This is a genomic window from Streptomyces sp. NPDC031132, from assembly GCF_055570595.1.
In genome coordinates, this window is record NZ_JBVIGX010000003.1 from 80339 (window position 1) to 102468 (window position 22130).

Annotated in this window: 21 protein-coding genes; 13 read left to right on the top strand and 8 right to left on the bottom strand. The window is 71.8% G+C overall.

The features are described 5' to 3' along the window. Positions 1-86: 86 nt before the first annotated feature. A complete protein-coding gene (locus ACZ49B_RS06160) occupies positions 87-1715 on the bottom strand; it encodes a tetratricopeptide repeat protein (RefSeq protein WP_468300912.1) in 1629 nt (542 codons plus the stop codon). Positions 1716-1886: 171 nt separating this feature from the next. Between ACZ49B_RS06160 and ACZ49B_RS06165 the strand changes: the two genes are divergently transcribed. After that, entirely contained in the window at positions 1887-2063 is a 177-nt protein-coding gene (locus ACZ49B_RS06165; protein WP_468300914.1) for a hypothetical protein, read from the top strand. A gap of 9 nt (positions 2064-2072) precedes the next feature. Here the strand turns inward: ACZ49B_RS06165 and ACZ49B_RS06170 are convergent, their stop codons facing one another. Both ACZ49B_RS06170 and ACZ49B_RS06175 read right to left on the bottom strand, forming a co-directional pair. Next, a complete protein-coding gene (locus ACZ49B_RS06170; protein ID WP_468300915.1) occupies positions 2073-2483 on the bottom strand; it encodes a RidA family protein in 411 nt (136 codons plus the stop codon). Continuing rightward, entirely contained in the window at positions 2480-3244 is a 765-nt protein-coding gene (locus ACZ49B_RS06175) for an IclR family transcriptional regulator (protein WP_468300917.1), read from the bottom strand. The genes ACZ49B_RS06170 and ACZ49B_RS06175 overlap by 4 nt, the downstream gene beginning before the upstream one ends. Positions 3245-3378: 134 nt before the next feature. Between ACZ49B_RS06175 and ACZ49B_RS06180 the strand changes: the two genes are divergently transcribed. From ACZ49B_RS06180 to ACZ49B_RS06195, 4 genes are all read left to right on the top strand, one after another. Further along, positions 3379-4659, top strand: coding sequence for an amino acid deaminase (locus ACZ49B_RS06180; protein WP_468300919.1), 1281 nt, complete (start codon positions 3379-3381; stop codon positions 4657-4659). Positions 4660-4667: 8 nt separating this feature from the next. Next, complete coding sequence (locus tag ACZ49B_RS06185; RefSeq protein WP_468300921.1) at positions 4668-6239, top strand: N-acyl-D-amino-acid deacylase family protein; 1572 nt, start codon at positions 4668-4670, stop codon at positions 6237-6239. Between the two features lie 104 nt (positions 6240-6343). Further along, a complete protein-coding gene (locus tag ACZ49B_RS06190; RefSeq protein ID WP_468300923.1) occupies positions 6344-7354 on the top strand; it encodes a YdcF family protein in 1011 nt (336 codons plus the stop codon). A gap of 87 nt (positions 7355-7441) precedes the next feature. After that, complete coding sequence (locus tag ACZ49B_RS06195; RefSeq protein WP_030290913.1) at positions 7442-7627, top strand: hypothetical protein; 186 nt, start codon at positions 7442-7444, stop codon at positions 7625-7627. Positions 7628-7709: 82 nt separating this feature from the next. Here the strand turns inward: ACZ49B_RS06195 and ACZ49B_RS06200 are convergent, their stop codons facing one another. Next, positions 7710-8279, bottom strand: coding sequence for a hypothetical protein (locus ACZ49B_RS06200; RefSeq protein WP_468300925.1), 570 nt, complete (start codon positions 8277-8279; stop codon positions 7710-7712). A gap of 116 nt (positions 8280-8395) precedes the next feature. Between ACZ49B_RS06200 and ACZ49B_RS06205 the strand changes: the two genes are divergently transcribed. Beyond that, positions 8396-8872, top strand: a complete 477-nt coding sequence (locus tag ACZ49B_RS06205; RefSeq protein WP_468300927.1) for a nitroreductase family deazaflavin-dependent oxidoreductase — start codon at positions 8396-8398, stop codon at positions 8870-8872. Between the two features lie 105 nt (positions 8873-8977). On the opposite strand, the gene ACZ49B_RS06210 is transcribed toward ACZ49B_RS06205, so the two are convergent. Then, the gene (locus ACZ49B_RS06210; protein WP_468300929.1) at positions 8978-9454 is read right to left on the bottom strand and encodes a macro domain-containing protein; all 477 of its coding nucleotides are present in this window, start codon (positions 9452-9454) and stop codon (positions 8978-8980) included. 314 nt (positions 9455-9768) lie between these two features. On the opposite strand from ACZ49B_RS06210, the gene ACZ49B_RS06215 reads away from it, so the two are divergent. Both ACZ49B_RS06215 and ACZ49B_RS06220 read left to right on the top strand, forming a co-directional pair. After that, complete coding sequence (locus ACZ49B_RS06215; protein WP_053786279.1) at positions 9769-10980, top strand: pyridoxal phosphate-dependent aminotransferase; 1212 nt, start codon at positions 9769-9771, stop codon at positions 10978-10980. Between the two features lie 89 nt (positions 10981-11069). Further along, a complete protein-coding gene (locus tag ACZ49B_RS06220; RefSeq protein ID WP_468300931.1) occupies positions 11070-11483 on the top strand; it encodes an SCO4983 family protein in 414 nt (137 codons plus the stop codon). Positions 11484-11652: 169 nt separating this feature from the next. Here the strand turns inward: ACZ49B_RS06220 and ACZ49B_RS06225 are convergent, their stop codons facing one another. Next, positions 11653-12084 carry a hypothetical protein gene (locus tag ACZ49B_RS06225; protein WP_468300933.1) on the bottom strand — a complete coding sequence of 144 codons (432 nt, stop codon included), beginning with the start codon at positions 12082-12084 and terminating at the stop codon, positions 11653-11655. 143 nt (positions 12085-12227) lie between these two features. On the opposite strand from ACZ49B_RS06225, the gene ACZ49B_RS06230 reads away from it, so the two are divergent. Genes ACZ49B_RS06230 through ACZ49B_RS06245 form a run of 4 tightly spaced genes read left to right on the top strand, consistent with a single transcriptional unit; the run spans position 12228 to position 16755 of the window. Then, complete coding sequence (locus ACZ49B_RS06230; protein WP_468300934.1) at positions 12228-13304, top strand: hypothetical protein; 1077 nt, start codon at positions 12228-12230, stop codon at positions 13302-13304. Between the two features lie 13 nt (positions 13305-13317). Continuing rightward, the gene (locus ACZ49B_RS06235) at positions 13318-14505 is read left to right on the top strand and encodes a toxic anion resistance protein (protein WP_468300936.1); all 1188 of its coding nucleotides are present in this window, start codon (positions 13318-13320) and stop codon (positions 14503-14505) included. Next, complete coding sequence (locus tag ACZ49B_RS06240; protein ID WP_468300938.1) at positions 14502-16127, top strand: substrate-binding and vWA domain-containing protein; 1626 nt, start codon at positions 14502-14504, stop codon at positions 16125-16127. The genes ACZ49B_RS06235 and ACZ49B_RS06240 overlap by 4 nt, the downstream gene beginning before the upstream one ends. Further along, on the top strand, positions 16114-16755 hold the full coding sequence (locus ACZ49B_RS06245) for a hypothetical protein (protein ID WP_468300940.1): 642 nt from the start codon (positions 16114-16116) through the stop codon (positions 16753-16755). The genes ACZ49B_RS06240 and ACZ49B_RS06245 overlap by 14 nt, the downstream gene beginning before the upstream one ends. A gap of 122 nt (positions 16756-16877) precedes the next feature. On the opposite strand, the gene ACZ49B_RS06250 is transcribed toward ACZ49B_RS06245, so the two are convergent. After that, positions 16878-18704, bottom strand: coding sequence for a phosphoenolpyruvate carboxykinase (GTP) (locus ACZ49B_RS06250; RefSeq protein WP_468300942.1), 1827 nt, complete (start codon positions 18702-18704; stop codon positions 16878-16880). 220 nt (positions 18705-18924) lie between these two features. Between ACZ49B_RS06250 and trhA the strand changes: the two genes are divergently transcribed. Beyond that, positions 18925-19626, top strand: coding sequence for a PAQR family membrane homeostasis protein TrhA (trhA, locus tag ACZ49B_RS06255; protein ID WP_468300944.1), 702 nt, complete (start codon positions 18925-18927; stop codon positions 19624-19626). Positions 19627-19697: 71 nt separating this feature from the next. Here the strand turns inward: trhA and ACZ49B_RS06260 are convergent, their stop codons facing one another. Beyond that, positions 19698-22121 carry a galactose oxidase-like domain-containing protein gene (locus ACZ49B_RS06260; RefSeq protein WP_468300945.1) on the bottom strand — a complete coding sequence of 808 codons (2424 nt, stop codon included), beginning with the start codon at positions 22119-22121 and terminating at the stop codon, positions 19698-19700. Positions 22122-22130 lie beyond the last annotated feature (9 nt).

The window sequence follows — 22130 nt, forward strand, 5'->3', positions numbered from 1 at the left end:
AGAGAAAAAGACGGGAACGGCCTTGCACCCAGAGGCGCACATAACACCCGGACCCCCCCCCCCCCGGGCCCCCCCCCGGCCGGCGTTCAGGAGCCTGGCGGGGGCGGGTCGCCGGACGGCTCCCGAACGCCGGCCGGGGCCGGGGCCGGGGCCAGGGCCGGGGCGCCCTCCTCCACCAGGAACCTGAGGGTGCGCCTCGTGTCACGGTGGGCGGGCCCGAGCACCCGCAGACGGGCGCGGTGGACGTCCTCGAAGAGCGGTCGGGCAGCCGATGCGCCGTCGACGAGCAGCACCGTGTGGGCGAGGGCGAAACAAGTGGCCAGCGTGCCGGGGTGTTCCGCGCCGAGCACACGGGTCCGCGCCTCGCGCACCTCTTCGTACAGCTGTCGGGCCGCCCGGGGGTCGTCGTGGTGCAGCACCACGGCGAGGTTGTGGGCGATCCCCAGGGTGCGGTAGTGGTCCGCGCCCAATGCGTCCCGGCTCCGACCGTGCAACTGCCGGAACAGCGCCTCGGACGCCACCAGGTCGAACCCTGCCAGGATGACTGCCAGGCAGCTGCCGGCGGCAAGGCTGTCGGGGTGGTCCTGGCCGTTCACACGCACCGCTTCCCCGTAAGCCTCCTCGGCCAGTACGCATGCGCACGAGAAGTCTCCGTGCCTGTACAAGGACATGGCGTGGCGGCCCCGGAGGGACAGGGTCAGCGGATGTGCCGACCCCAGGTGTTCGCTCGCCTCGCACACGAGGTCGTCCAGTGCCTCCAGGGTGCACGGCCTGCGCCGGCCTGACCGCCGCCGCCCCAGCACCTGTCGCATGCGGGCGCCGAGCACCACGGGGTGGTGGCGCCCGTACTCCGCGGTGAGATCGGGCAGCAGGCCCGCGAGACGGTCAAGGGCCTCCTCCGTGTCGCCGACCAGGAAGCCGGCGCGGACCGCACCGAGCCGGGCGAGCAGGGTGATCCGGTCCGCGGGGCCGCTGCCTGCAAGGTCCCGATGGAGGCGGCGTCCCTGCGCCGGGTCGCCCGCGCTGGTGGTCCACGCGGCCAGACGGAGTGCGGCGAGCCGGGTGAGCGGGTGCTGCGCTCCCAGCAGTTCGAGGCAGTCGGCCGAAAGGCCCGCGGTCGATTCGCGCGCCTCGCGCACCTCCCCCGCCTCACCCGTCCAGTACGCGGCGACGTGGCGTGCCGCAAGCATCCCCGGGTCGTACGGCCGGAGGGATCCTTCCGCGCAGCGCAGGAGCTCCCGGGCGACATCGCGTGCCTGGCGGTAGAGGCCCAGCGCCGCCAGCTCGCCGATGACCGCTGCCATGCGGGTGAGCCGGGGCCCCGTCAGCCAGGCGGATTCCGTGTCGGCGCCCATGCCCGCCTTCTCCAGCGGGTCGTCCCAGCCGAGCACCCCGCCGCTCCCGCCGCCCGGCGGCGAAGGATCGACGCGGCCGCGGTCGTCGAGTGCCTCCCAGCGGCTGTGCCAGGATGCCCGGTCCCGCCAGGGAACGCCGGCCGGTTCGCCCGGGGCGGTGTGCGCGAGCAGTACCGAGACGAGGCGTTCCAGCAGCCCGGTGCACTCCTTGCCGGCCCGCCTGTCCGCCGGCTCCAGCAGGCCGTGGACCGTGGATCTGTACAGGGACGAGTCGGCTTCCGCGAGCTCCCGGTAGGTCATCCCGGACGCGTCCTTCAGCGCCTGGAGATCGGCACGGAACCGACGCCACGAGTCGTTCATGGCGCCGATTGTCCCGGAGGCCTCCAAGCCGCGGGCCTGTCCCGGACAAGCCCCCGCGTCCGGAACGGACTGCGAGCTTCCGTGAACGCGCGGGGCCCGCTGCGGCCGTGATGGCCTGTGTGCAGAGCGGTCGGCGCACAGGGCGCGACCGCGAGATGAGGGAGTTCCGCCATGGCCGATCGCACCCCTGCGTCCCGCCCCGTCGCCAGGCCCCGGCCCTATTTCGAACTGCGGGTCGGCTCCTTCGAGATGAGTCTCGCCCGGCGGCCCGCGCGGCTGATCGGCTGGCTGGGCTCCGCGCTCGTTTCGGGGGGCGGGGTGTGGCTGGGCGTCAACTGGCCCTTCTGAGACGTCCGGTCAGCCGAGGACGGCGAGGGCGTCGATCTCGATCAGGAGGCCCGCGGGCAGCCCTACGTACACGGTGGTGCGGGCGGCCGGGGCCTCCTTGAGGCCCTGCTCCTCGAAGTAGGCGTTGTAGAGGGCGTTCATCTCGGCGAAGTGCCCGGTGTCGGTGAGGTACACGCGGATCATCATCACGTCGTCCCAGCCCGCGCCGCCGGCCTCCAGTACGGAGCGGACGTTCTCCAGCGTCTGGAGGGTCTGCTCGCGCAGCGTCGGCCCGGCGGGGGTGGGCGGCCGGCCGTCCACGTGCGGGAGGAAGCCGACCTGGCCGGCGACCTGGAGGATGTTCCCCTTGCGCACGCCGTGCGAGAACTTCGCGGGCGGGGTGGTGTGGGTGTCGGGCGTGAGGGCGGTCTTCTCGGTCACGGGGTGTCCTCGTCGTTCTCGGGGGAGCCGGAGTACTCCCGGCTGACGGTGTCGGCGGTGCGCAGGACCAGGGGCAGCAGTTCGAGCAGCCCCTCGGCGGGGACGACCACGCCGGGCGCGGAGACGGACAGCGCGGCGACGACCCGCCCGTCCGGCCCGCGCACGGGCGCCCCGACGCAGTTGATCGACTCCTCGTGCCCGCCCAGGTCGGCGGCCCAGCCCTGTTCCCGTACGAGGTCCAGCTCGCGCAGGAAGGCCTGCGCGTCGGGGGTGGAGCGGGCGGTGTAGCGGGGGTAGTCGATGCGCTCGGCGAGGCTGCGGCGCTCGGCCTCGGGGAGGTCGGCCAGCAGCAGCTTCGCGACGGCGGCGACGGTGAGCGGGACGGGCTTGCCGATGCGGGAGTACATCCGGACGGGGTAGCGGCTGTCGACCTTGTCGACGTAGACCACCTCGTCGTCCTGGTGGAGGGCGAGGTGCACGGTGTGCCCGGTGAGCCTGGCCAGCTCGGCGAGGTGGGGGTGGGCGACGGCCCGGACGTCCAGGTGCTCCAGGGCCTGCCCGGCCAGCGCGAAGAGCTGCGCGCCGAGGCGGTAGCGGCCGTCGGGCTGGCGGTAGACGAAGCCGTGCTCGTGCAGGGTGCGCAACAGGCGCAGGGCCGTGCTCTTGTGCACGCCGAGCTCCTCGGCGACGTCGCCGAGCCCCGCCGCACCCTTCGCGAGAAGCGGCAGGATCCGCAGCGCCCGCTCCACCGACTGACTCACGCCATGCCCTTCCGTCCGCAGTGGAACCCGAGACACGGGGCGGGACGTTGACCCTTCACACCAGGGATGTTAGACAGCCCTAGGCACAGCACGCAACGAGCGTTGCAGCTTATGCAACGCAAGGAGGAATCCGCATGGGCACCGACGCAGTCCGCCGGCTCGCCGACGAACCGGTCGACCACCGGTTCAAGGGGCTGCCGCCCGACGCCGAGCGGGCGGAACTCACCGTCGGCCAGCTGACGGCCGAGAAGCGGGACCTCTACACCGGCGGCTTCACCACCCCCGTCCTCACGCTCGACGCCGACGCGCTGGAGCACAACCTCACCGCCCTCGGCACGTACGCCGCCCGGCACGGCCTCGCCTTCGCCCCGCACGGCAAGACCTGCATGGCGCCGCAGCTCTTCCAGCGCCAGCTCGAGCACGGCGCCTGGGGCATCACCGCCGCCGTCCCCCACCAGGCCCGCGTCTACCGCGCCTTCGGCATCCAGCGGATCTTCCTGGCCAACGAGCTCGTCGACCCGGCCGCCCTGCGCTGGGTGGCCGCCGAGCTCGCCGCCGACCCCGGCTTCCGCTTCGTCTGCTACGTCGACTCCGTGCGCGGGGTCCAGCTCATGGACCGGGCCCTGCAGGGGCAGCCCCAGGTCGTCGACGTCGTCATCGAGCTCGGCGCCGGCGAGGGCGCCCGTACCGGTGCGCGGACCGACGAGGACTGCCGGGCCGTCGCCGACGCCGTGGCCGGGGCCGCCACCCTGCGCCTCGTCGGCATCGCCGGGTACGAGGCCGAGGTCCCCGGCGCCGACCCGGACTCCGTCCACGCGTACCTGCGCCGGCTCACCGCGCTCGCCGTCGAGTTCGACCGGGCCGGGCGGTTCTCCCCCGACCTCGACGAGATCGTCGTCAGCGCCGGCGGCTCCGCCTGGTTCGACGCCGTCGCCGACGTGTTCGGCGAGCTCCCGGAGCTGTCGCGGCCCACGCTGCGGCTGCTGCGCTCCGGCGCGTACGTCTCCCACGACCACGGCTGGTACACCCGCCTCACCCCCTTCAACCGCGTCCCGGAGGAGGGCGGCCTGCGCCCCGCCTTCCGGCTCTGGACCCAGGTCGTCTCCCGCCCCTCCCCCACGCAGGCCTTCGTCAACGCCGGCAAGCGCGACATCGCCTACGACCTGGGCCTGCCCGAGGCGGAGCTGATCCGCGACGCCCTCACCGGCGAGGAGCGCCCGGCCACCGGCGTCCGCGTGGTCAAACTGTCCGACCAGCACGCCTGGCTGGAGACCGACTCCGCGGACGCGGTGGACGTCGGCGACTGGGTGGCGCTCGGCATGTCCCACCCCTGCACGATCTTCGAGAAGTGGCCGCTGATCCCGGTCGTCGCGGCCGACGGCACGGTCACCGACTACGTCCGCACCTTCTTCTAGCCGCGCCGGTGGACCTGGTCATCCGCGGGGCCCGCGTCGTCGACGGCACGGGCGGGCCCTCGTACACCGCCGACGTCGGCGTGCACGAGGGCCGGATCGCCGAGATCGGCCGGATCCGCTCCGGCGGCCGGCACACCGTCGACGCGCACGGCCTCGCGCTGGCCCCCGGTTTCGTCGACATGCACGCCCACAGCGACCTCGCGCTGCTCCGCGACCCGGACCACAGCGCCAAGGCCGCCCAGGGCGTGACCCTCGAGGTCCTCGGCCAGGACGGGCTCTCGTACGCGCCCGTCGACGACCGCACCCTGGCCGGCGTGCGGGCCGCCATCACCGGCTGGAACGGCCCGGGCGACGACGTCGAGTTCACCTGGCGGGACGTGGCCGGCTACCTGGACCGGCTCGACCGCGCCGGCATCGCCGTCAACGCCGCGTACCTCGTCCCGCAGGGCACGGTCCGTGCGTACGCGCTGGGCTGGGACGACCGCCCGACCACCCCCGCCGAGCTCGACCGGATGCGTACGCTCGTCGCGGAGGGGCTCGCGCAGGGCGCCGTCGGCATGTCCTCGGGGCTCACCTACACCCCCGGCATGTACGCGTCCGGCGCCGAACTGACCGAGCTGTGCCGGGTGGTGGCCGCGTACGGCGGCTACTACTGCCCGCACCACCGCTCGTACGGGCGCGGCGCGCTCGACGCGTACGCCGAGATGGTCGAGCTGAGCCGGGAGGCCGGCTGCGCACTCCATCTCGCGCACGCCACCATGAACTTCGCGGAGAACGAGGGCCGGGCGGGCGCCCTGCTCGCCCTCCTCGACGAGGCCCTCGCCGCCGGGGCCGACATCACCCTCGACTCCTACCCGTACACCCCGGGCTGCACCACCCTCGTCGCGCTCCTGCCGAGCTGGGCGAACGAGGGCGGGCCCGAGGCCGGCCTCGCCCGCCTGCGCGACGACGCCGAGGCCGAGCGGATCCGGTACGCGCTGGAGGTGACCGGGGCCGACGGCTGCCACGGCGTCCCCGTCGACTGGGCGACGATCGAGGTCTCGGGGACTGCGGACCCCGCGCAGGGGGCGTACGTCGGCACGCGCCTGCGGGACTGGGACACCGCGCGGCGGCTGCTGGTGGAGGACCGGCTGGGGCCGACGATCCTCCAGCACGTCGGCCACGAGGAGAACGTCCGGGCGATCATGCGCCACCGGGTCCACACCGGCGGCTCCGACGGCATCCTCCAGGGCGCGAAACCGCATCCGCGGGCGTACGGCACCTTCCCGCACTACCTCGGGCGCTACGTGCGCGAGCTCGGCGTGCTCTCGCTGGAGGAGTGCGTGGCCCACCTGTCCGGCCGCCCGGCGGCCCGACTGCGGCTGCCCGACCGGGGGTTGGTGCACGCCGGCCACCGCGCCGACCTCGTCCTGTTCGATCCGGACACGGTGGCGGCCGGGTCGACGTACGAGAACCCGCGTGCGCTGCCGGCGGGGATCCCGCACGTGCTGATCGACGGCCGGTTCGTGATGCGGGACGGGCGCAGGACGGACGTCCTGGCGGGCCGCTCGATCCGCAGGACGCCGTACCAGGGCCGTTGAGGCCCGTGAGACCGCGGGGGGCCGTTGAGACCACGAGGCCGTTGAGACCTCGAGGCCGTTGCGGGCCGCCGGGCGTTTCGGGCCGTCCGCCTACGATGGGCGGCATGCTCGCTTTCGTCCCCGCCGCGCTGTTCTTCGTCCTCTTCTGCGTGAGCGTGCGGGAGGACCGCCGGCGCTTCCGGAACGCGGTCCTGCTGGGCCTCACCCTGATGTTCGGGTCGACGGGCCTGCTGTTCCAGATACCTGAGCTGCCGTCACCGTTGGACGCGATCGCGGTCCTGCTGGTGCTGCTCGTGCCGACGGTCGGCACGCTCGTACTCGGCGGCTACCTGATCCGCAACGGCCTGACGATGATCCGCAAGGAGGGCCGCAGTCCGACCAACATGCTGTCCATGGCGGCGGGCGTCGGGATCTTCGCGCTGATCGCGCTGGTCCTCGGGGTGGCCGGCCGGGGCTCGCGCGTCGCGGACACGATGGTGGCGGGCCTGGTCATGCTCGTCGGCTACGTCTCCTTCCTCTTCCTCTGCTTCCTCGCGTACGCCTTCCTCTACGGGCGGATCACGGTGCGCGGCGACGTCGACTACGTGGTGGTGCTGGGCTCCGGCCTCATCTGCGGCGAGCGGGTGCCGCCGCTGCTGGCCTCCCGGCTGGAGAAGGGCCGGCAGATCCACGCCGCCCAGGTGGCCCGCGGCGGCCGGGTGCCGCTGCTGCTGGTCTCGGGCGGGCAGGGGACGGACGAGAGGCTGTCGGAGGCGCGGGCGATGGCCGACTGGCTGATCGCGCAGGGCGTCCCGGAGGAGCAGATACGGCTCGAGGACCGCTCCCGGACGACGAGGGAGAACCTCGCCTTCAGCCGCACGATCATGCTCGACGCTGACCCGGGCTACCGCTGCGTGGTCGTCACCAACAACTTCCACGCCTTCCGGGCCGCGATGACGGCCCGCAGGGCCGGGGTCAACGGGCAGGTGCTGGGTTCCCCGACGGCCACGTACTTCTGGCCGAGCGCCACCCTCCGCGAGTTCGTCGCGGTGTTCTGGGAGCACCGGGCGGTGAACCTGAGCATCTGCGCCTCGATAGTCGCTCTGACGGCTTGTGCGGCGGCCGCCTCGGCGTGACGGCGCGGGCCCGGGGCCCTGCAGGTGCGTTCATGGCGATGGCGCCGGAGGATGAGGGGATCGGGGGACATTCCGAGGAGGTAACCGATGGACAGTGAATCGGACCAGCAGCCCAAGCGGCCGGCCAAGCTCTTCAGTGGCGGGGAACGGCCGTACGACCCCGAGGACCTCGTGATGGTGCAAGGCATGGAGCCGACTCCGGAGCGGCTCGAGAAGGCGCGCCAGCTGATCGAGAAGGAGGGCCCGGCGGTCATCGAGCGCTATCTCCCGTAGCGCGGGCGGTGGCGCCGAACGAAAGCTGCTGGTGGCCCCGGCCCGGGGGCCGCACCCCCGGACCGGGGCCACACACGTGCCGCTACGGAGCGCTGCCCGCGGCCATGGGGGTGTCCGTGGGAGTGGCGGATGCGCGCAGGCTCCACCAGACCGAGCCGAGCAGCAGCGCCCCCGGGAGGATCCCCGCGACCGAGGCGATGGCCGCCTGGGAGGAACCGAGGGCGGCCATCGCCAGGCCCGTGGCGCCGCACGCGGACATCGCGGCGGCCAGCCGGTTCAGCGACGCCGTCCGCCAGACGGCCGCGAGCCCGAAGAAGTGCAGTCCGACCACGAACGCGATCCAGGCGACCATGGCGTGCGGGGCGTGCAACAGGTCGTTGATGACGAGGATCCCGGCGACTGCGGCGAGCACCTCGGCGCCCACCACGTACCCGTAGCGCCGTCCGAAGTACGGGCGCGCCACGGTGCCCGCGGTCTCGGCGGGCCGGGGCGCGGGGAGGCGGCGCACCCCACGGAACACGGCCAGGAAGGCGATCAGCGCGAGGACCCGCACGGGGATGGCGGCGGCTGTCGGCAGCGTGCCCGCGTTCACCTGGAGGAAGGCGAGCCCGAATGTCGCGCCGATGATGCGGCCCGTCTTTTCCCTTGTCATGGCCACAGTTTCACCGATGGTGATCATGAGAGACAAAGCGCGCTCCGGGTCGACCGCATCCAGAATCGGTGAAGGATCGTTAAGTCTCGCGGGGGGCCTGACTCGGAGGCACCGCCATGCAGACGATCACCATCGACTGGGACCACCCCACCGACCCGAAGCCGGGCCGTGAACGGGGCCACGTACGGGAGCACGTACGGGACTACGTGACGACCGGAGGACTCGACGGCCACCTCTGGCACGGAGTCCCCACGCTCCTGCTCACCACGGTCGACCGCACCACGGGCCGGACCGCCCGGACCCCGCTGATCTACGCCGAGGACGCGGGCCGGCACATCGTGCTCGCCGCCGACTGGGGCGCGCCGGAGCACCCTGCCTGGTACCGGAACCTGGCCGCCCACCCGGAGGTCCGCCTGCAGGTCGGCCCGGCCGTCTTCCAGGCCACGGCCCGGACGGCCTGCCCGATCGAGCGGGACGTCTACTGGTCCGCCATGACGGCCCTGTGGCCCCTGTTCGACGACTATCGGACGGCGGCGGCCCCTCGCGAGATCCCGCTGGTCATCCTGGAGCCGTGCTCCGGCCGCTGCGCCTGACGCCGACCGTACGGATCACGCCCCGCATCGGACCGGACCGGCACGACCCCGCCCGGCCCGGCCCGGCCCGGAGGACGGACGCCGGCCGGCCGCCCGGTCCGGCGCTCATCCGTGGTCGTAGACCGTCACGGGCACGTCCCGGGCGGACAGGGCCCGGGTGATCAGCGGTTCGATGCGGGGCCACTTGCCGCCGGCCAGGCCGCAGCCTATGCGGGGCATGTGGACCGAGGCCTCCCGTTCGAGCGCGTGCCCGGCGAGCGCCGCCAGGCAGCGCTCCACCGCGTCGTAGCGGATCGGGGGGCCTCCGCTGCCCGTGCGTATGCCGCGCTGGCCGACCATGTTGGCCACCCAGACGTCCGGCTTCACCTGGACCAGCTGGACCGCACCCAGCCCGAAGTCGTTCCCGCTGCGTCCCCGGTGCCAGGCCCGGTACGCCTTCTCGGGCTCGGGCCAGCGCTTCGAGAGCGCCACCACGAAGCCCTTGCCCCAGCCGCCGATGTCGTTGCAGACGTGCGCGATGATCTTCGACCCCTTGGCCTGCGGGCTCGTCGCGTCTCCCGCGATGATGCGCAGATGCTCCATGTTCCGCCCCTTCCCCCACCGACAACGGTACGGGCGACCACTGACATCGATGCTCCGGCGGCGCCCGGGGGCTTCCGGCCCCCGCTCGCGCCTCGTACGCGCGCGCCTCGAAGCGACGAGCGTGACGAGCGCAACACCACGGCGCGGCCGCCGCCGGCCCTCACCCATTCCGCAGGCCGGAACGCCGTGGTGCCGCCGTTTCCAAGGGTGGAGCGGGCCGCCACCGCCCCATCATGCGAAACAGGACATATGCCTCCCCTGTTCCTACCCCGAATACCTCGGCGGACCGCCCGTACGGCCCGTAAGCTCCCGTCATGCAGGTGATCCAGTCAACGAAACTCGCCAATGTCTGCTACGAGATCCGCGGCCCCGTCCTCGAAGAGGCGATGCGGCTCGAAGCAGCAGGTCATCGCATCCTCAAGCTCAACACCGGCAACCCCGCGGCCTTCGGCTTCGAGTGCCCGCCGGAGATTCTTGAGGACATGCTCCGCAACCTGGGCAACGCCCACGGGTACGGGGACGCGAAGGGGCTGCTCTCCGCGCGCCGCGCGGTCATGCAGCACTACCAGACCAAGGGCATCGAGCTGGACGTCGAGGACATCTACCTCGGCAACGGCGTCTCCGAGCTGATCCAGATGTCGATGCAGGCGCTGCTCGACGACGGCGACGAGGTGCTCGTCCCCGCGCCTGACTACCCGCTGTGGACGGCCTCCGTATCGCTGGCCGGCGGCACCGCCGTGCACTACCGCTGCGACGAGCAGTCGGACTGGATGCCGGACCTCGCGGACATCGAGCGCAAGATCACCGACCGCACCCGCGCAATGGTGATCATCAACCCGAACAACCCGACCGGCGCCGTCTACGACGACGAGATGCTGCGCGGCCTCACGGACATCGCGCGCCGTCACAACCTGATCGTCTGCTCCGACGAGATCTACGACCGGATCCTCTACGACGGCGCCACGCACACGAACACCGCCGCGATCGCCCCGGACCTGCTGACGCTCACCTTCAACGGGCTCTCCAAGAACTACCGCGTCGCCGGCTACCGGTCCGGCTGGATGGCGGTCTGCGGCCCCAAGAAGCACGCCGCGTCGTACATCGAGGGCCTGACGATCCTGGCCAACATGCGACTGTGCGCCAACATGCCCTCGCAGCACGCCGTCGCGACCGCCCTCGGCGGCCGGCAGTCGATCACGGACCTCGTCCTCCCGGGCGGGCGGCTGCTGGAGCAGCGCGACACGGCGTACGACCTGCTGACCCAGATCCCCGGCATCACCTGCGTGAAGCCCAAGGGCGCGCTGTACCTCTTCCCGAAGCTCGACCCGGCCGTCTACAAGATCAAGGACGACCGCCAGCTGGTCCTCGACCTGCTGCGGGCCGAGAAGATCATGGTGGTGCACGGTACGGGCTTCAACTGGCCCGAGCCCGACCACTTCCGGATCGTGACGCTGCCGAACCCCAAGGACCTGGCGGACGCGGTGACGCGCATCGGCAAGTTCCTCGACGGATACAGCCAGCCCTGACAGGCACGGGGCACTCGATACCGGATCGAGCACAACTTTAGAACGGATCCAATGTAGGATGGCCTCCTGACCACGCAGGAGGCCCCCTCATGTACGAGCCGATCCGCACGAAGCCGGTCGTCCACCGTCTGGGCGGCCGCCACTCCGACGACCACGCCGGCTATCCGCACAGCAGCCGCGCCGAAGCGCTGGACACCCAGCTCGCCGGGCACCTGGCGGCCCTGCTGACCGTCACCGACGAGCTCGGACTCGACGGCGCCGCCGCCCGCATCGCCGCCCAGGTGACCCGGCTGCGCGGCGCCGAGCCCGCGCGGGCGCCGCGCGCCGACATCGCCGGGCCCGCCGAGCTCACCGCCCTGCACCAGCGGGCCCACGACCTCGCCGGCCGCGCGCTGGTCGTCGCCGCGTCCCGCGCCGACACCACCGTCGCGATCCTCGCCGCCGAGCGCATGGACGCGCACGCCGCCGCCCTGGCCCCGCAGAACCTGGCCGGCAGCCTCTGATCGGCCCCGGTCCGGGGCCGCGGAGGCTCCGGACCGGGCGCCACCGCCCTGCCGGGCCGGACCGTGTCCTGGGTCGGCCCGCCGGGCCGGATACGGGGGGTGCCGCTGCGCGGGGCTTCTCCCCGCCCCGCCCTTCCACCGTTCCCCGGGCTCTGCCCGGACCCGCGCCTCAATCGCCGGCGGGGCTTGACGGGGTGAAGTCCGCGGCTGCGATGCCGCACCAGGGGGTGGTGGCGGGGGGCCAGCGAGGGCCCAGGGCTTCGGCGTGTTCCGTTGTGCCCGGGGCCACCCCGGGGACCTTCACCAGGGCCTGGGCCGGGCGGGCCGTCGGGTCCGGAGCCGCCTTTTCGCGGAACTCGACCGTGACCACGTACGCGCCGGCGCCCTCCGGGCGGCCCGCCACCTCCACCGTCGCCACCACGCGGCGGCTGCCGGGGTCGATCCGGCAGCCGGTGACCCGTACGTCGTCCACCGCCGGTCGCGGCGGCGCCGCGCCCGGCTCGCCGCTGGCCCAGACGTACAGGCCCAGCGGGGCGAACACCAGCAGGCCGGCCACGACCGTCAGGCCGACCGCCCAGCCCTGCCACTTCAACGCGCTCACGCCCATGGGACGATCCTCCCGGCCTGCCGCCCCACCTGCCAGCACCGGCCGATCCACACAGCATTTCGAAGTGGGACCGCCTGGACACCTGACGTTCACTCGACTTCGCGCGGAATGTGGGTTTCCGCGAGCACGCTGCACCCGTGAGACGCATCCTAGGAATCGCCCTGGCGGTCCTCCTCCTCGGCGGCGTGGTCGCCGTCGCACTCGCCGGAGGAGACAAGACCCCACCCACGGCAACGAAGACCGTGAAAGGCGTCATCGGATCCGAGAAGTCCGCATACTTCCGCGATCCCGACGTCGTCAAAGCCCTGGCCGACAAGGGCTTCACCGTGGAGACCGAGACGTCCGGCTCCTGGGCGATGGACCAACTCGCCCTCAAGGAGTTCGACTTCGCCTTCCCCGGCAGCAGCGAACCCGCCCCGGAGATCGAGGCCGCTGCCGGCGTCAAGGGCGCCCAGACCACCAAGCCGTTCTTCTCCCCGCTCGTGGTCATCGCCCGTTCCAACGCCGCCAAGGTGCTCGCCGACAACAACCTCGCCAAGATGACCGGCAAGAACTCCGGGACCCTCCTCATGGGCCCCTACCTCAAGGCCGCCGACGAGAAGCGCAGCTGGCAGCAGCTGTCCGGGTCCGCCGCCCACACCGAGCTGACCGGCACCGTGTTCATCAAGACCACCGATCCCGCGACGTCCAACTCCGGCGCGCTCTTCCTGGCCGCCACCTCGAACGTCGCCAACGGCAACGACGTGGTCTCCGACCAGGCCGGGATCGACCGCACCGCGCCCCTGATGCAGAAGCTGATCTCCGTCCAGGGCGCCCTGGAGCCGAGCACCGACGACCCCTTCCGGGCCTTCATCTCCGGCAGCGGCGAACCGCTCGTCCTGGCGTACGAGTCCCAGGTGGCCTCCCTGCTCCAGCAGGAGCAGGCTCCGGGGGACATGGTGGTGCTCTACCCGGACACCACGGTCAACTCCCCGCACACCTTCGTGCCGATCAGCGAGAACGCCGAGGAACTCGGCGCCCTCCTCGCCACCGACCCGAAGCTGCGCGAGCTGGCCGTCCGGCACGGGTTCCGGCCGCAGAACGGCGTGCCCGAGTTCACCGCGGCCACCGCCGCACACGCCGCGTACCTCAACCCGGAGCTGACCGGCATCCGCCAGGTCAGCGCACCGACCGTCAAGATCCTCATGGCGCTGGCCGCGCGCGCCAAGGGCTAGGGGGACCACGTACATGACCTTGACACCGCCTGAGGAGAGCCCGCTCGTCCTCACCGCCCCCGAGCCCGTCGCCCCCGTCAAGCGGGAGCAGGCCTCGGGACTCGTACCGCTCCAGGACGGGGTGCGCGAGGAGATGGCCCGCCGGGCCGGGGAGTACGTCGGCTCGCTCGCCGGGATCGACGCCCGCTCCCCCGAGTTCGCGAGCCGCATCGGCGAGATCTCCGGGCTCGGCGCCGCCGACATCCGCAGCGCCGCCCAGCAGTCCAACCGGATGCTCGAGCGGGCCGTACGGTCCCTCGGATCCGACGGGGGCGGCGACGCCCAGGCCCGCGTCGCGGGCTCCCTGGTCGAGCTGCGCCGCACGGTCGAGGACCTCGACCCGCGGGACACGCCCGCCAAGGGCGTCAAGGCGTTCCTGGCGAAGCTGCCCGGCGGCAACAAGTTCCGCGACCACGTGGCCAAGTACGCCTCCTCCCAGGCCACCCTCAACAAGATCGTGGGCGCGCTGCGCGGCGGCCAGGACGAGCTGCGCCGCGACAACGCGGCCCTGCACACCGAGCGGGCGCGCCTGTGGGAGACCATGGGCAAGCTCCAGGAGTACGCCGTCCTCACCGAGGCCCTCGACGCGGCCGTCGAGCAGCGGATCACCGAGACCGGGCACAGCGACCCGCAGGCGGCCGACGCGATGCGCGCCGACCTCCTCTTCCCGGTCCGGCAGAAGCACCAGGACCTGCTGACGCAGCTGGCGGTGTGCGCGCAGGGCTACCTGGCGATGGACGTGGTCCGGCGCAACAACGACGAGCTGATCAAGGGCGTCGACCGGGCCGCCACCACCACCGTGTCCGCGCTGCGGATCGCCGTGATGCTGGCTTCGGCCCTCGACAGCCAGCGCAAGGTCGTCGAGCAGGTCAACACGTTGCGCACGACCACCGAGGACCTGATCCGCGGCAACGCGGAGATGCTGTCCACACAGAGCGGGGAGATCCAGCGGATCGCCGCCGACCCGGCGGTGGGCGCGGAGACGCTGCGTACGGCCTTCGCGCAGATCTACCGGACGCTGGACGCGATCGACACGTTCAAGGTGCAGGCCACCGAGAACATGGCCGCCACCGTCGAGTCCCTGACCGGCGAACTGCAGACCGCTTCGGCCCATCTGGCCCGTACGCGCACTTCCGGGGCCTTGGAAGGCGGGGACCGATGAGGATCCGTGGCGTCCGCACCGCTTCGGTGCGCAGACGGCTCGCGGCGGCGGTCGCGCTGGCCGCGACCCTGCTGGGAGCCTCGGCCTGCACCTCCGACGGTCCGGATCCGGCGAAGCCCGGCCGGTCGCAGTACCAGGAGGGCAAGCTGCGCGTGCTGGCCTCCAGTGAACTGGCCGACATGGAGCCGGTGCTGAAGGCCGCGAAGGCCGCCACCGGGGTCACCGTCGAGCTCACCTGGTCCGGCACCCTGGACGCGGCCGAGCAGGTCGCCTCCGGCAAGGCCGACGGCAGGTACGACGCGATCTGGCTGTCCTCCAACGACTATCTGCGGCTGCGCCCCGAGGCCGCCGGGAAGCTCAGCAGCGAGACCCCGGTGATGTCCTCGCCGGTCGCGCTCGGCGTACGGGCGGACGCGCTGGCGCGGCTCGGCTGGAAGCCGGAGGAGGTGACCTGGTCGGCGGTGCACGAGGCCGTCGCCGCCGGGAAGCTGTCGTACGGGATGACCGACCCGGTGCGTTCCAACTCCGGGTTCTCCGCGCTGATCTCGATCGCCTCCGGGCTGTCGGGCGCGCAGGCGGCGCTGACCGACGCGGACGTGAAGACGGCCCGGCCGAAGCTGAAGGAGTTCTTCGCCGGGCAGAAGCTGACCTCGGGTTCCTCCGGCTGGCTGGCCACCGCGTACGCCAAGCGCGGGGACGTGGACGCGCTGGTGAACTACGAGTCCGTGCTGCTGTCCGTGAACCGGGACGCGAAGACGGACCTGACGGTGATCCGGCCGCGCGACGGGGTGGTCACCGCCCACTACCCGCTGACCCTGCTGACTTCGGCCCCGGCCGGGGCGCGCGAGTCGGGCCGGGCCCTGACCGACTACCTGAGCGGCGCCGAAGCGCAGAAGGCGATCACCGAGAAGACGTTCCGCCGGCCGGTCGCGGCCGGGGTGCAGCCTGCCGCCGGGCTGAACGCGGACAAGCGGCGCGAGCTTCCGTTCCCGGGCACGCGGTCGGTCGCCGACGGGCTGCTGGCCTCGTACGAGAACGAGCTGCGCCGGCCCTCGCGCACGGTGTACGTCCTGGACACCTCGGGCTCGATGGCCGAGGAGGACCGCATCGGGCGGCTGCGCTCGGCGCTCACCGGGCTGACGGGCACGGGCGGTTCGGGGACGGGGCGGCGGTTCCGGGACCGCGAGGAGGTGACGCTCCTGCCGTTCGGCGACCAGGTGAAGGAGGTGCTGACGCACGTCGTCGAGCCGGGCAATCCGGGGCCCGCGCTGGATGCGATCCGGGGCGATGTGACATCGCTCCGGCCGGGAGGGGGTACGGCCGTGTACGGCAGTCTGAAGGCCGCGTACGAGCACCTGGGGAAGGGCAGCGCCGACGCGTTCACCTCGATCGTGCTGATGACGGACGGGCGGAGCGGCGACAAGGCGAAGGACTTCGACTCCTTCCACGCCGGGCTGCCGGACGCGCAGAAGCACACGCCGGTCTTCGCGGTGCTGTTCGGGGACTCGGACCGCAAGGAGCTCGCCCACATCACCGAACTGACCGGCGGGCGGCTCTTCGACGCCACCGACGGCAACGGTTCGCTGGACGGAGCCTTCGAGGAGATCCGTGGCTACCAATAGACCCGTCGCCGGCGGGAGAGGGCTCGGCACGCGTCTTCTCCACCACCTGGAGTCGAAGAAGAACCTGGCGGGCAGCGCCTGCGGGATGGTCGGGCTGGGCCTGACCGTCACCGGGGTCGCGGGCACGTACTGGCCGGTGGTCGTGGCGGGGCTGTACGGCGCGGGCGCGCTGATCGCCCCGCCGCAGCGGCCGGCGCCGCCGGAGCCCGAGGGGCCCACCGAGCAGCTGAACGGCGTACGGGAGCAGTTCGGCCGGCTGCGGGAGTACGTGGCCGAGGTGGAGCTGCCCGCTCCGGCCGAGGGGCGGCTCGCGGAGCTCATGGAGCTGTACGGGGCGCTGCTGGAGCCGGGGTGGGTGGCCGATGTCCTGGCCACCGATCCGGAGTCGGTGCACGCGCTGTCGCGGGCGATCGAGCTGGACGTGCCGGAGTGCGTGGACACGTACAACCGGACGCGCTGGTGGACCCGGCTCCCCCCGGGCGGCGAGCCGCCGGAACGCCACCTGGAGCGGCAGCTGTCGCTGTTGCGCGGGGAGGCGGAACGCGTGACGGCGGACCTCCGCGAAGCAGAGGCCCGCCGTCAGCAGACGCACACGACCTACCTGGAGGAGCGCGGACAACGCTCCTGACAGGTATGACTTCTGGCCGGTGCTGCGGTGGGAACCGCTTGGTCGGGGGCTCCCACAGCGGTGGGCGCCGCTTGGTCGGGGGCTCCCACGTTCATTGGCCCTTCTTCAGGGCGCGGCCTGGCTCAGCCCAGGCGCTCGACGAGCGCGTGGTACTGGTCCCACAGCTCCTTGGGAGTGTGGTCGCCGTAGGTGTTCAGGTGCTCGGGGACCAGGGAGGCCTCGTCCCGCCACACCTCCTTGTCGACGGTGAGGAGGAAGTCCAGGTCCTCGGCCGCGATGTCGAGGCCGTCGGTGTCGAGGGAGGCCACGGTCGGCAGGATGCCGATGGGGGTCTCGACGCCCTCGGCCTTGCCGTCGAGGCGCTCGACGATCCACTTCAGGACGCGGCTGTTCTCGCCGAAGCCGGGCCACACGAACTTGCCCGCGTCGTTCTTGCGGAACCAGTTCACGTAGTAGATCTTCGGGAGCTTGGACTGGTCCTTGCCCTTGGCGACGTCGACCCAGTGACCCATGTAGTCGCCCATGTTGTAGCCGCAGAACGGCAGCATGGCGAACGGGTCGCGGCGCAGCTCGCCGACCTTGCCCTCGGCGGCGGCGGTCTTCTCGGAGGCGATGTTCGAGCCGATGAAGACGCCGTGGTTCCAGTCGAAGGACTCGGTGACCAGCGGCACGGCGGAGGCGCGGCGGCCGCCGAAGAGGATCGCGGAGACCGGGACGCCCTTGGGGTCCTCCCACTCGGGGGCGATCGTCGGGCACTGCGAGGCCGGGACGGCGAAGCGGGCGTTGGGGTGGGCCGCCGGGGTCTCGGACTCCGGGGTCCAGCGGTTGCCCTTCCAGTCGATGAGCTCGGCCGGGGGCTCCTCGGTCATGCCCTCCCACCAGACGTCGGAGCCGTCCGGGGTGAGCGCGACGTTGGTGAAGACGGTGTTCGCGTACATCGTCTTCATGGCGTTGGCGTTGGTGTGCTCGCCGGTGCCGGGCGCGACGCCGAAGAAGCCGGCCTCGGGGTTGATCGCGTACAGGCGACCGTCCTCACCGAAGCGCATCCAGGCGATGTCGTCGCCGATGGTCTCGACCGTCCAGCCGGGGATCGTGGGCTCCAGCATGGCCAGGTTCGTCTTGCCGCAGGCGCTCGGGAACGCGGCGGCGACGTACTTCGCCTCACCCTGCGGCGGGGTGAGCTTGAGGATCAGCATGTGCTCGGCGAGCCAGCCCTCGTCGCGGGCCATGACGGAGGCGATGCGCAGCGCGTAGCACTTCTTGCCGAGCAGGGCGTTGCCGCCGTAGCCCGAGCCGTACGACCAGATCTCGCGGGTCTCCGGGAAGTGCGAGATGTACTTGGTGGTGTTGCAGGGCCACGGCACGTCGGCCTGGCCCTCGGCGAGCGGAGCGCCGAGGGTGTGGACGGCCTTGACGAAGAACCCGTCGGTGCCGAGCTCGTCGAGGACGGGCTTGCCCATGCGGGTCATCGTGCGCATGGCGACGGCGACGTAGGCGGAGTCGGTGATCTCGACGCCGATCGCGGAGAGCTCGGAGCCGAGGGGGCCCATGCAGAAGGGGACGACGTACATCGTCCGGCCCTTCATGGAGCCGCGGAAGATACCTTCCTGCCCGGCGAAGATCTCCCTCATCTCCGAGGGAGCCTTCCAGTGGTTCGTCGGGCCCGCGTCCTCCTCCTTCTCGGAGCAGATGAAGGTCCGGTCCTCGACGCGCGCGACGTCGGACGGGTCGGAGGCGGCGTAGTACGAGTTGGGGCGCTTGCCCTCGTCGAGCTTCTTGAACGTGCCGTTGGCGACGAGCTCCGCGCACAGGCGCTCGTACTCGGCCTCGGAGCCGTCACACCAGACGACCCGGTCGGGCTGGGTGATCGCTGCGATCTCGTCCACCCAGGAGATCAGCTCCTGGTGGGACGTAGGGAGGGAAAGGGGAGCCGCGTTCTCGCGCGCCACGATTGCTCCTTGTTGAGGTGTGTGTTTGGTGTTTGCCCCGTGGGGGCTGCGACCCGGACGCTTCGCGCTCCGCTCATCCGGTGCCGACCGCACTCATCTGATCATCCGGTGGATGTGCGCATATGTCCAGGGGGCCTCTCACGTGAGCATCGCCACTCCCGTCAATCTTCCGTAAAGCGCACTAACGGAAACCTACGGACCCGTAGGTAGCATGGCGGCCATGAGTTCTGACGCCGCCGCCGTGCCGGTCGACGCCGTACCGGTCGCACTCGACGCCTCCGAGGCACCGGAAGCCAAGCCGCTGATGCGCGGCTGGCTGCACACCGGGATGTTCCCTGCCGTCGTCGTCGCGGGCCTGGCGCTGATGGCCTTCACCGAATCGACCCGGGCCCGGGTGGCGTGCGGGGTGTACATCCTCACGGCCTGCCTGCTGTTCGGCGTGAGCGCGGTGTACCACCGCGGCACCTGGGGCCCCCGGGGTGAGGCCATCCTGCGGCGTCTCGACCACGCCAACATTTTTCTGATCATCGCAGGGACCTATACCCCGCTGACCGTGCTTCTGCTCCCGCCCTCCTCCGGACGGACGCTCCTGTGGGCGGTCTGGATCGCGGCCGCGGCCGGCATCGCCTTCCGTGTCTTCTGGGTCGGCGCCCCGCGCTGGCTCTACACGCCCTGCTACATAGCGATGGGCTGGGCGGCGGTCTTCTTCCTCCCCGACTTCATGCGCACCGGCGGCATCGCCGTCCTGGTCCTCGTGATCGTCGGCGGCCTCCTCTACAGCGCGGGCGGCGTGATCTACGGCATCAAGCGCCCGAACCCCTCCCCGCGCTTCTTCGGCTTCCACGAGGTCTTCCACTCCCTGACGCTGGCCGCCTTCGTGGCCCACTACGTCGGCATCTCGCTGGCGGCCTACCAGCACTAGGGCGTCGTTCGAAGCGGTGGAGCCCCGTCGCGGTGGGCGGCGGGGCTCCGTTCTGCGTTCTGCAGGGGCGGCTACGTGCAGGCGTAGCCGTCGCCGTCCGGGTCCAGGCGCAGCGGGTCGCTGCCGTTGACCTTCATGCGCCTGGGGTACTGGTGGGAGGCCAGCCAGTCGCAGCGGGCCTGCGTCGTCGCCTTCACCTCGGCCGGGAAGTTCGTCGGGACGCACTGGCTGGCCGTGCCGTAGTGCCGGTCACAGCCGGCCACGCTCGGGGCGACGGGAACCGAGTCCCGCCTGCCCGGGTTCTGACGGGGGGCCGCCTGCGGCGCGTCCGCGAAATCGTGGACGTGCGGCGAAGGGGCCTCCGCCGTGGCCGCGAGCGCCGACGGGCCGCCCAGGTGCACCCAGGTCGCCACCGACGGGATGCCGTTCGCGTCCACCCCGAAGAGCATGTACCAGCCCGGCGGGGCCAGGTTCGGATTGCTGGTGACGTTCAGGTCGACGGTCGTGTTGTCGACCACCGACAACGGCAGGTCCACGAACCGCTGGTTCGGGTCCGAGGAGTGCGTGACCGCCGCCGGACGGATCAGCTCCGCCTTGGCGATCGGCCGGTCGACGGTGATCCGCTGCGTGTCCCCGTACACCCACTGCGTGTCGATCACCGAAGTGAGCTTCGGGCGCGCGCCCTTGAACAGGTACGGCGGGGTGTAGATCGACACGTTGTTGTTGTACGTGCCGTTGCCCGGGTTGTCGCCGACCGTCATGACCCGCCCGTCGGGCAGCAGGAAGGCGCCCGAGTGGTACGTCCGCGGGATCGGGTCGGCCGGCAGGCCGGCCTTGTAGGTGTTGGTCACCGGGTCGAAGAACGAGGCCTCGTACACCGGGTCGGCCCGGTCGTGCAGCCCGCCGCCGGTCTCCAGCACCTTGCCGTCCGGCAGCAGCACCGCCGACACGTACATCTTGCCCTCGGCCCCGGTCTGCGCCCGCTTGACCCCGCCCACGTCGACCAGGCCCTGCGGCAGGTCCGGTCCGGCGGTGTACGCGGGGCTCGGCGCCTTCAGGTCGATCAGCTCGGTGAGCCGGTTCGCCGCCGGGTTCGACTCGTTGTTGCCGCCGCCGACGGTCAGGACCCGCTGGTCCTGCGCGGGCGGGAGCAGCACGCTCGCCGACTCGTCTCGCTCGTCCTTCTTGCGCAGCCCGGGCACGTCCGTGATCGTGTTCGCGTTGTAGTCGTAGATCGACGCGCCGCTGCCCTGCGTGCCGTTGCCGAAGGTGTGGCTGCCCGAGTAGAAGAGCCGCCCGTCCTGCAGCAGGATCATCGACGGGTACAGGCCCCAGTACGACCAGGTCTGGTTGACCTCGTTCATCGGGAGCCACTTGCCCTGCGCCGCCGAGAACTTCTCCGCGGTCACGTTGCCCGTCGAGTCCTCCTTCAGCCCGCCGAAGGAGATCACGTCGCCGTTGCCGAGGATCGTCGCCGACGGGTACCAGTGTCCGCCGTTCATGTCGTTGGTCCTCGTGTACGCCTCGGTCGCGGGGTCGAAGACGTAACTGTCCTTCAGCCCCTGGTAGCCGATCTTGCCGTCGGCGGACGGGTACCCCTTGTTGCCGCTCATCACGAGCACCCGGCCGTCCGACAGCTGTACGTGGCCCGCGCAGAACATGTCCACCGGCGTCGGGATCGTCTTGAAGGACCCGTTCGCCGGGTCGTACACGGCCGAGGTGAACGTGCCGGCGTTGAACTGGGCGATGTCGTTGCCCGAGCCCGCGATCAGCAGCACCTTCCCGTTCTTCAGGACCACGGCGTGCATCGAGCGCACCGGGTTCTTGGCCGGGATCACCTCCCACTTGCCCTTGGCGCACTGCTCGGCCGTACCCGTGCACCCCGGCTGCGGCGGGGCCGCGCCGACCTCCTCGAGCGCGTAGTCGTCGGTGGTGAGCGTGCCCACCCCGTAGACCGAGAGCCCCCACGTGATCTTGTCGGTACCGGGCGGGACGGCGGGCGTACGGACCTCCGTACGCGCCCAGCCGGCGCTGACCGGCGGATTCTGCAGGTCGGTCCAGTACTGCCAGCCCGCGGTGGTGTCGTGGCGGAACACGGTCACCGAGACGTCCGGAGTGTTCGACTTGTACCAGGCGGACAGGTCGTACTGCCTGCCCGGCACGACGGTCGGGGCGCAGGTGGTGTTCTCGGTGACCAGTGCCTTGCGGTCACCGCTGAGGCGGCGGGTCAGGGAGACCTTCATGGCCTTGGTGCCGCTGTGCGCGTCGGCGACGGTGGCGTAGGTGAAGTCGTTGTCGCCCCAGCCGGACTTCTCCCAGCAGGAGGGCATGTCGTCGCCGGGGGCGCCGGCGGTCTCGAAACCGGAATTGGTGAGCAGATTGGGCGGTCCGGCCGTGGCCTGCTGCGGTGCGGTGAGCAGCAGGCCCGCGGTCATCGCCCCGACGGCGGCCAGGGCGGCGCGCTTCCCGGCCTTCCGCCGGATGTTCGCTGGCATGGACAAGTT

Bases quoted from the DNA above. Each gene is read 5' to 3' on its own strand.
- ACZ49B_RS06160 (WP_468300912.1), bottom strand. From the start codon at position 1,715: ATGAACGACTCGTGGCGTCGGTTCCGTGCCGATCTCCAGGCGCTGAAG.
- ACZ49B_RS06165 (WP_468300914.1), top strand. From the start codon at position 1,887: ATGGCCGATCGCACCCCTGCGTCCCGCCCCGTCGCCAGGCCCCGGCCC.
- ACZ49B_RS06180 (WP_468300919.1), top strand. From the start codon at position 3,379: ATGGGCACCGACGCAGTCCGCCGGCTCGCCGACGAACCGGTCGACCAC.
- ACZ49B_RS06190 (WP_468300923.1), top strand. From the start codon at position 6,344: ATGCTCGCTTTCGTCCCCGCCGCGCTGTTCTTCGTCCTCTTCTGCGTG.
- ACZ49B_RS06195 (WP_030290913.1), top strand. From the start codon at position 7,442: ATGGACAGTGAATCGGACCAGCAGCCCAAGCGGCCGGCCAAGCTCTTC.
- ACZ49B_RS06200 (WP_468300925.1), bottom strand. From the start codon at position 8,279: ATGACAAGGGAAAAGACGGGCCGCATCATCGGCGCGACATTCGGGCTC.
- ACZ49B_RS06205 (WP_468300927.1), top strand. From the start codon at position 8,396: ATGCAGACGATCACCATCGACTGGGACCACCCCACCGACCCGAAGCCG.
- ACZ49B_RS06210 (WP_468300929.1), bottom strand. From the start codon at position 9,454: ATGGAGCATCTGCGCATCATCGCGGGAGACGCGACGAGCCCGCAGGCC.
- ACZ49B_RS06215 (WP_053786279.1), top strand. From the start codon at position 9,769: ATGCAGGTGATCCAGTCAACGAAACTCGCCAATGTCTGCTACGAGATC.
- ACZ49B_RS06220 (WP_468300931.1), top strand. From the start codon at position 11,070: ATGTACGAGCCGATCCGCACGAAGCCGGTCGTCCACCGTCTGGGCGGC.
- ACZ49B_RS06235 (WP_468300936.1), top strand. From the start codon at position 13,318: ATGACCTTGACACCGCCTGAGGAGAGCCCGCTCGTCCTCACCGCCCCC.
- ACZ49B_RS06240 (WP_468300938.1), top strand. From the start codon at position 14,502: ATGAGGATCCGTGGCGTCCGCACCGCTTCGGTGCGCAGACGGCTCGCG.
- trhA (WP_468300944.1), top strand. From the start codon at position 18,925: ATGAGTTCTGACGCCGCCGCCGTGCCGGTCGACGCCGTACCGGTCGCA.
- ACZ49B_RS06260 (WP_468300945.1), bottom strand. From the start codon at position 22,121: ATGCCAGCGAACATCCGGCGGAAGGCCGGGAAGCGCGCCGCCCTGGCC.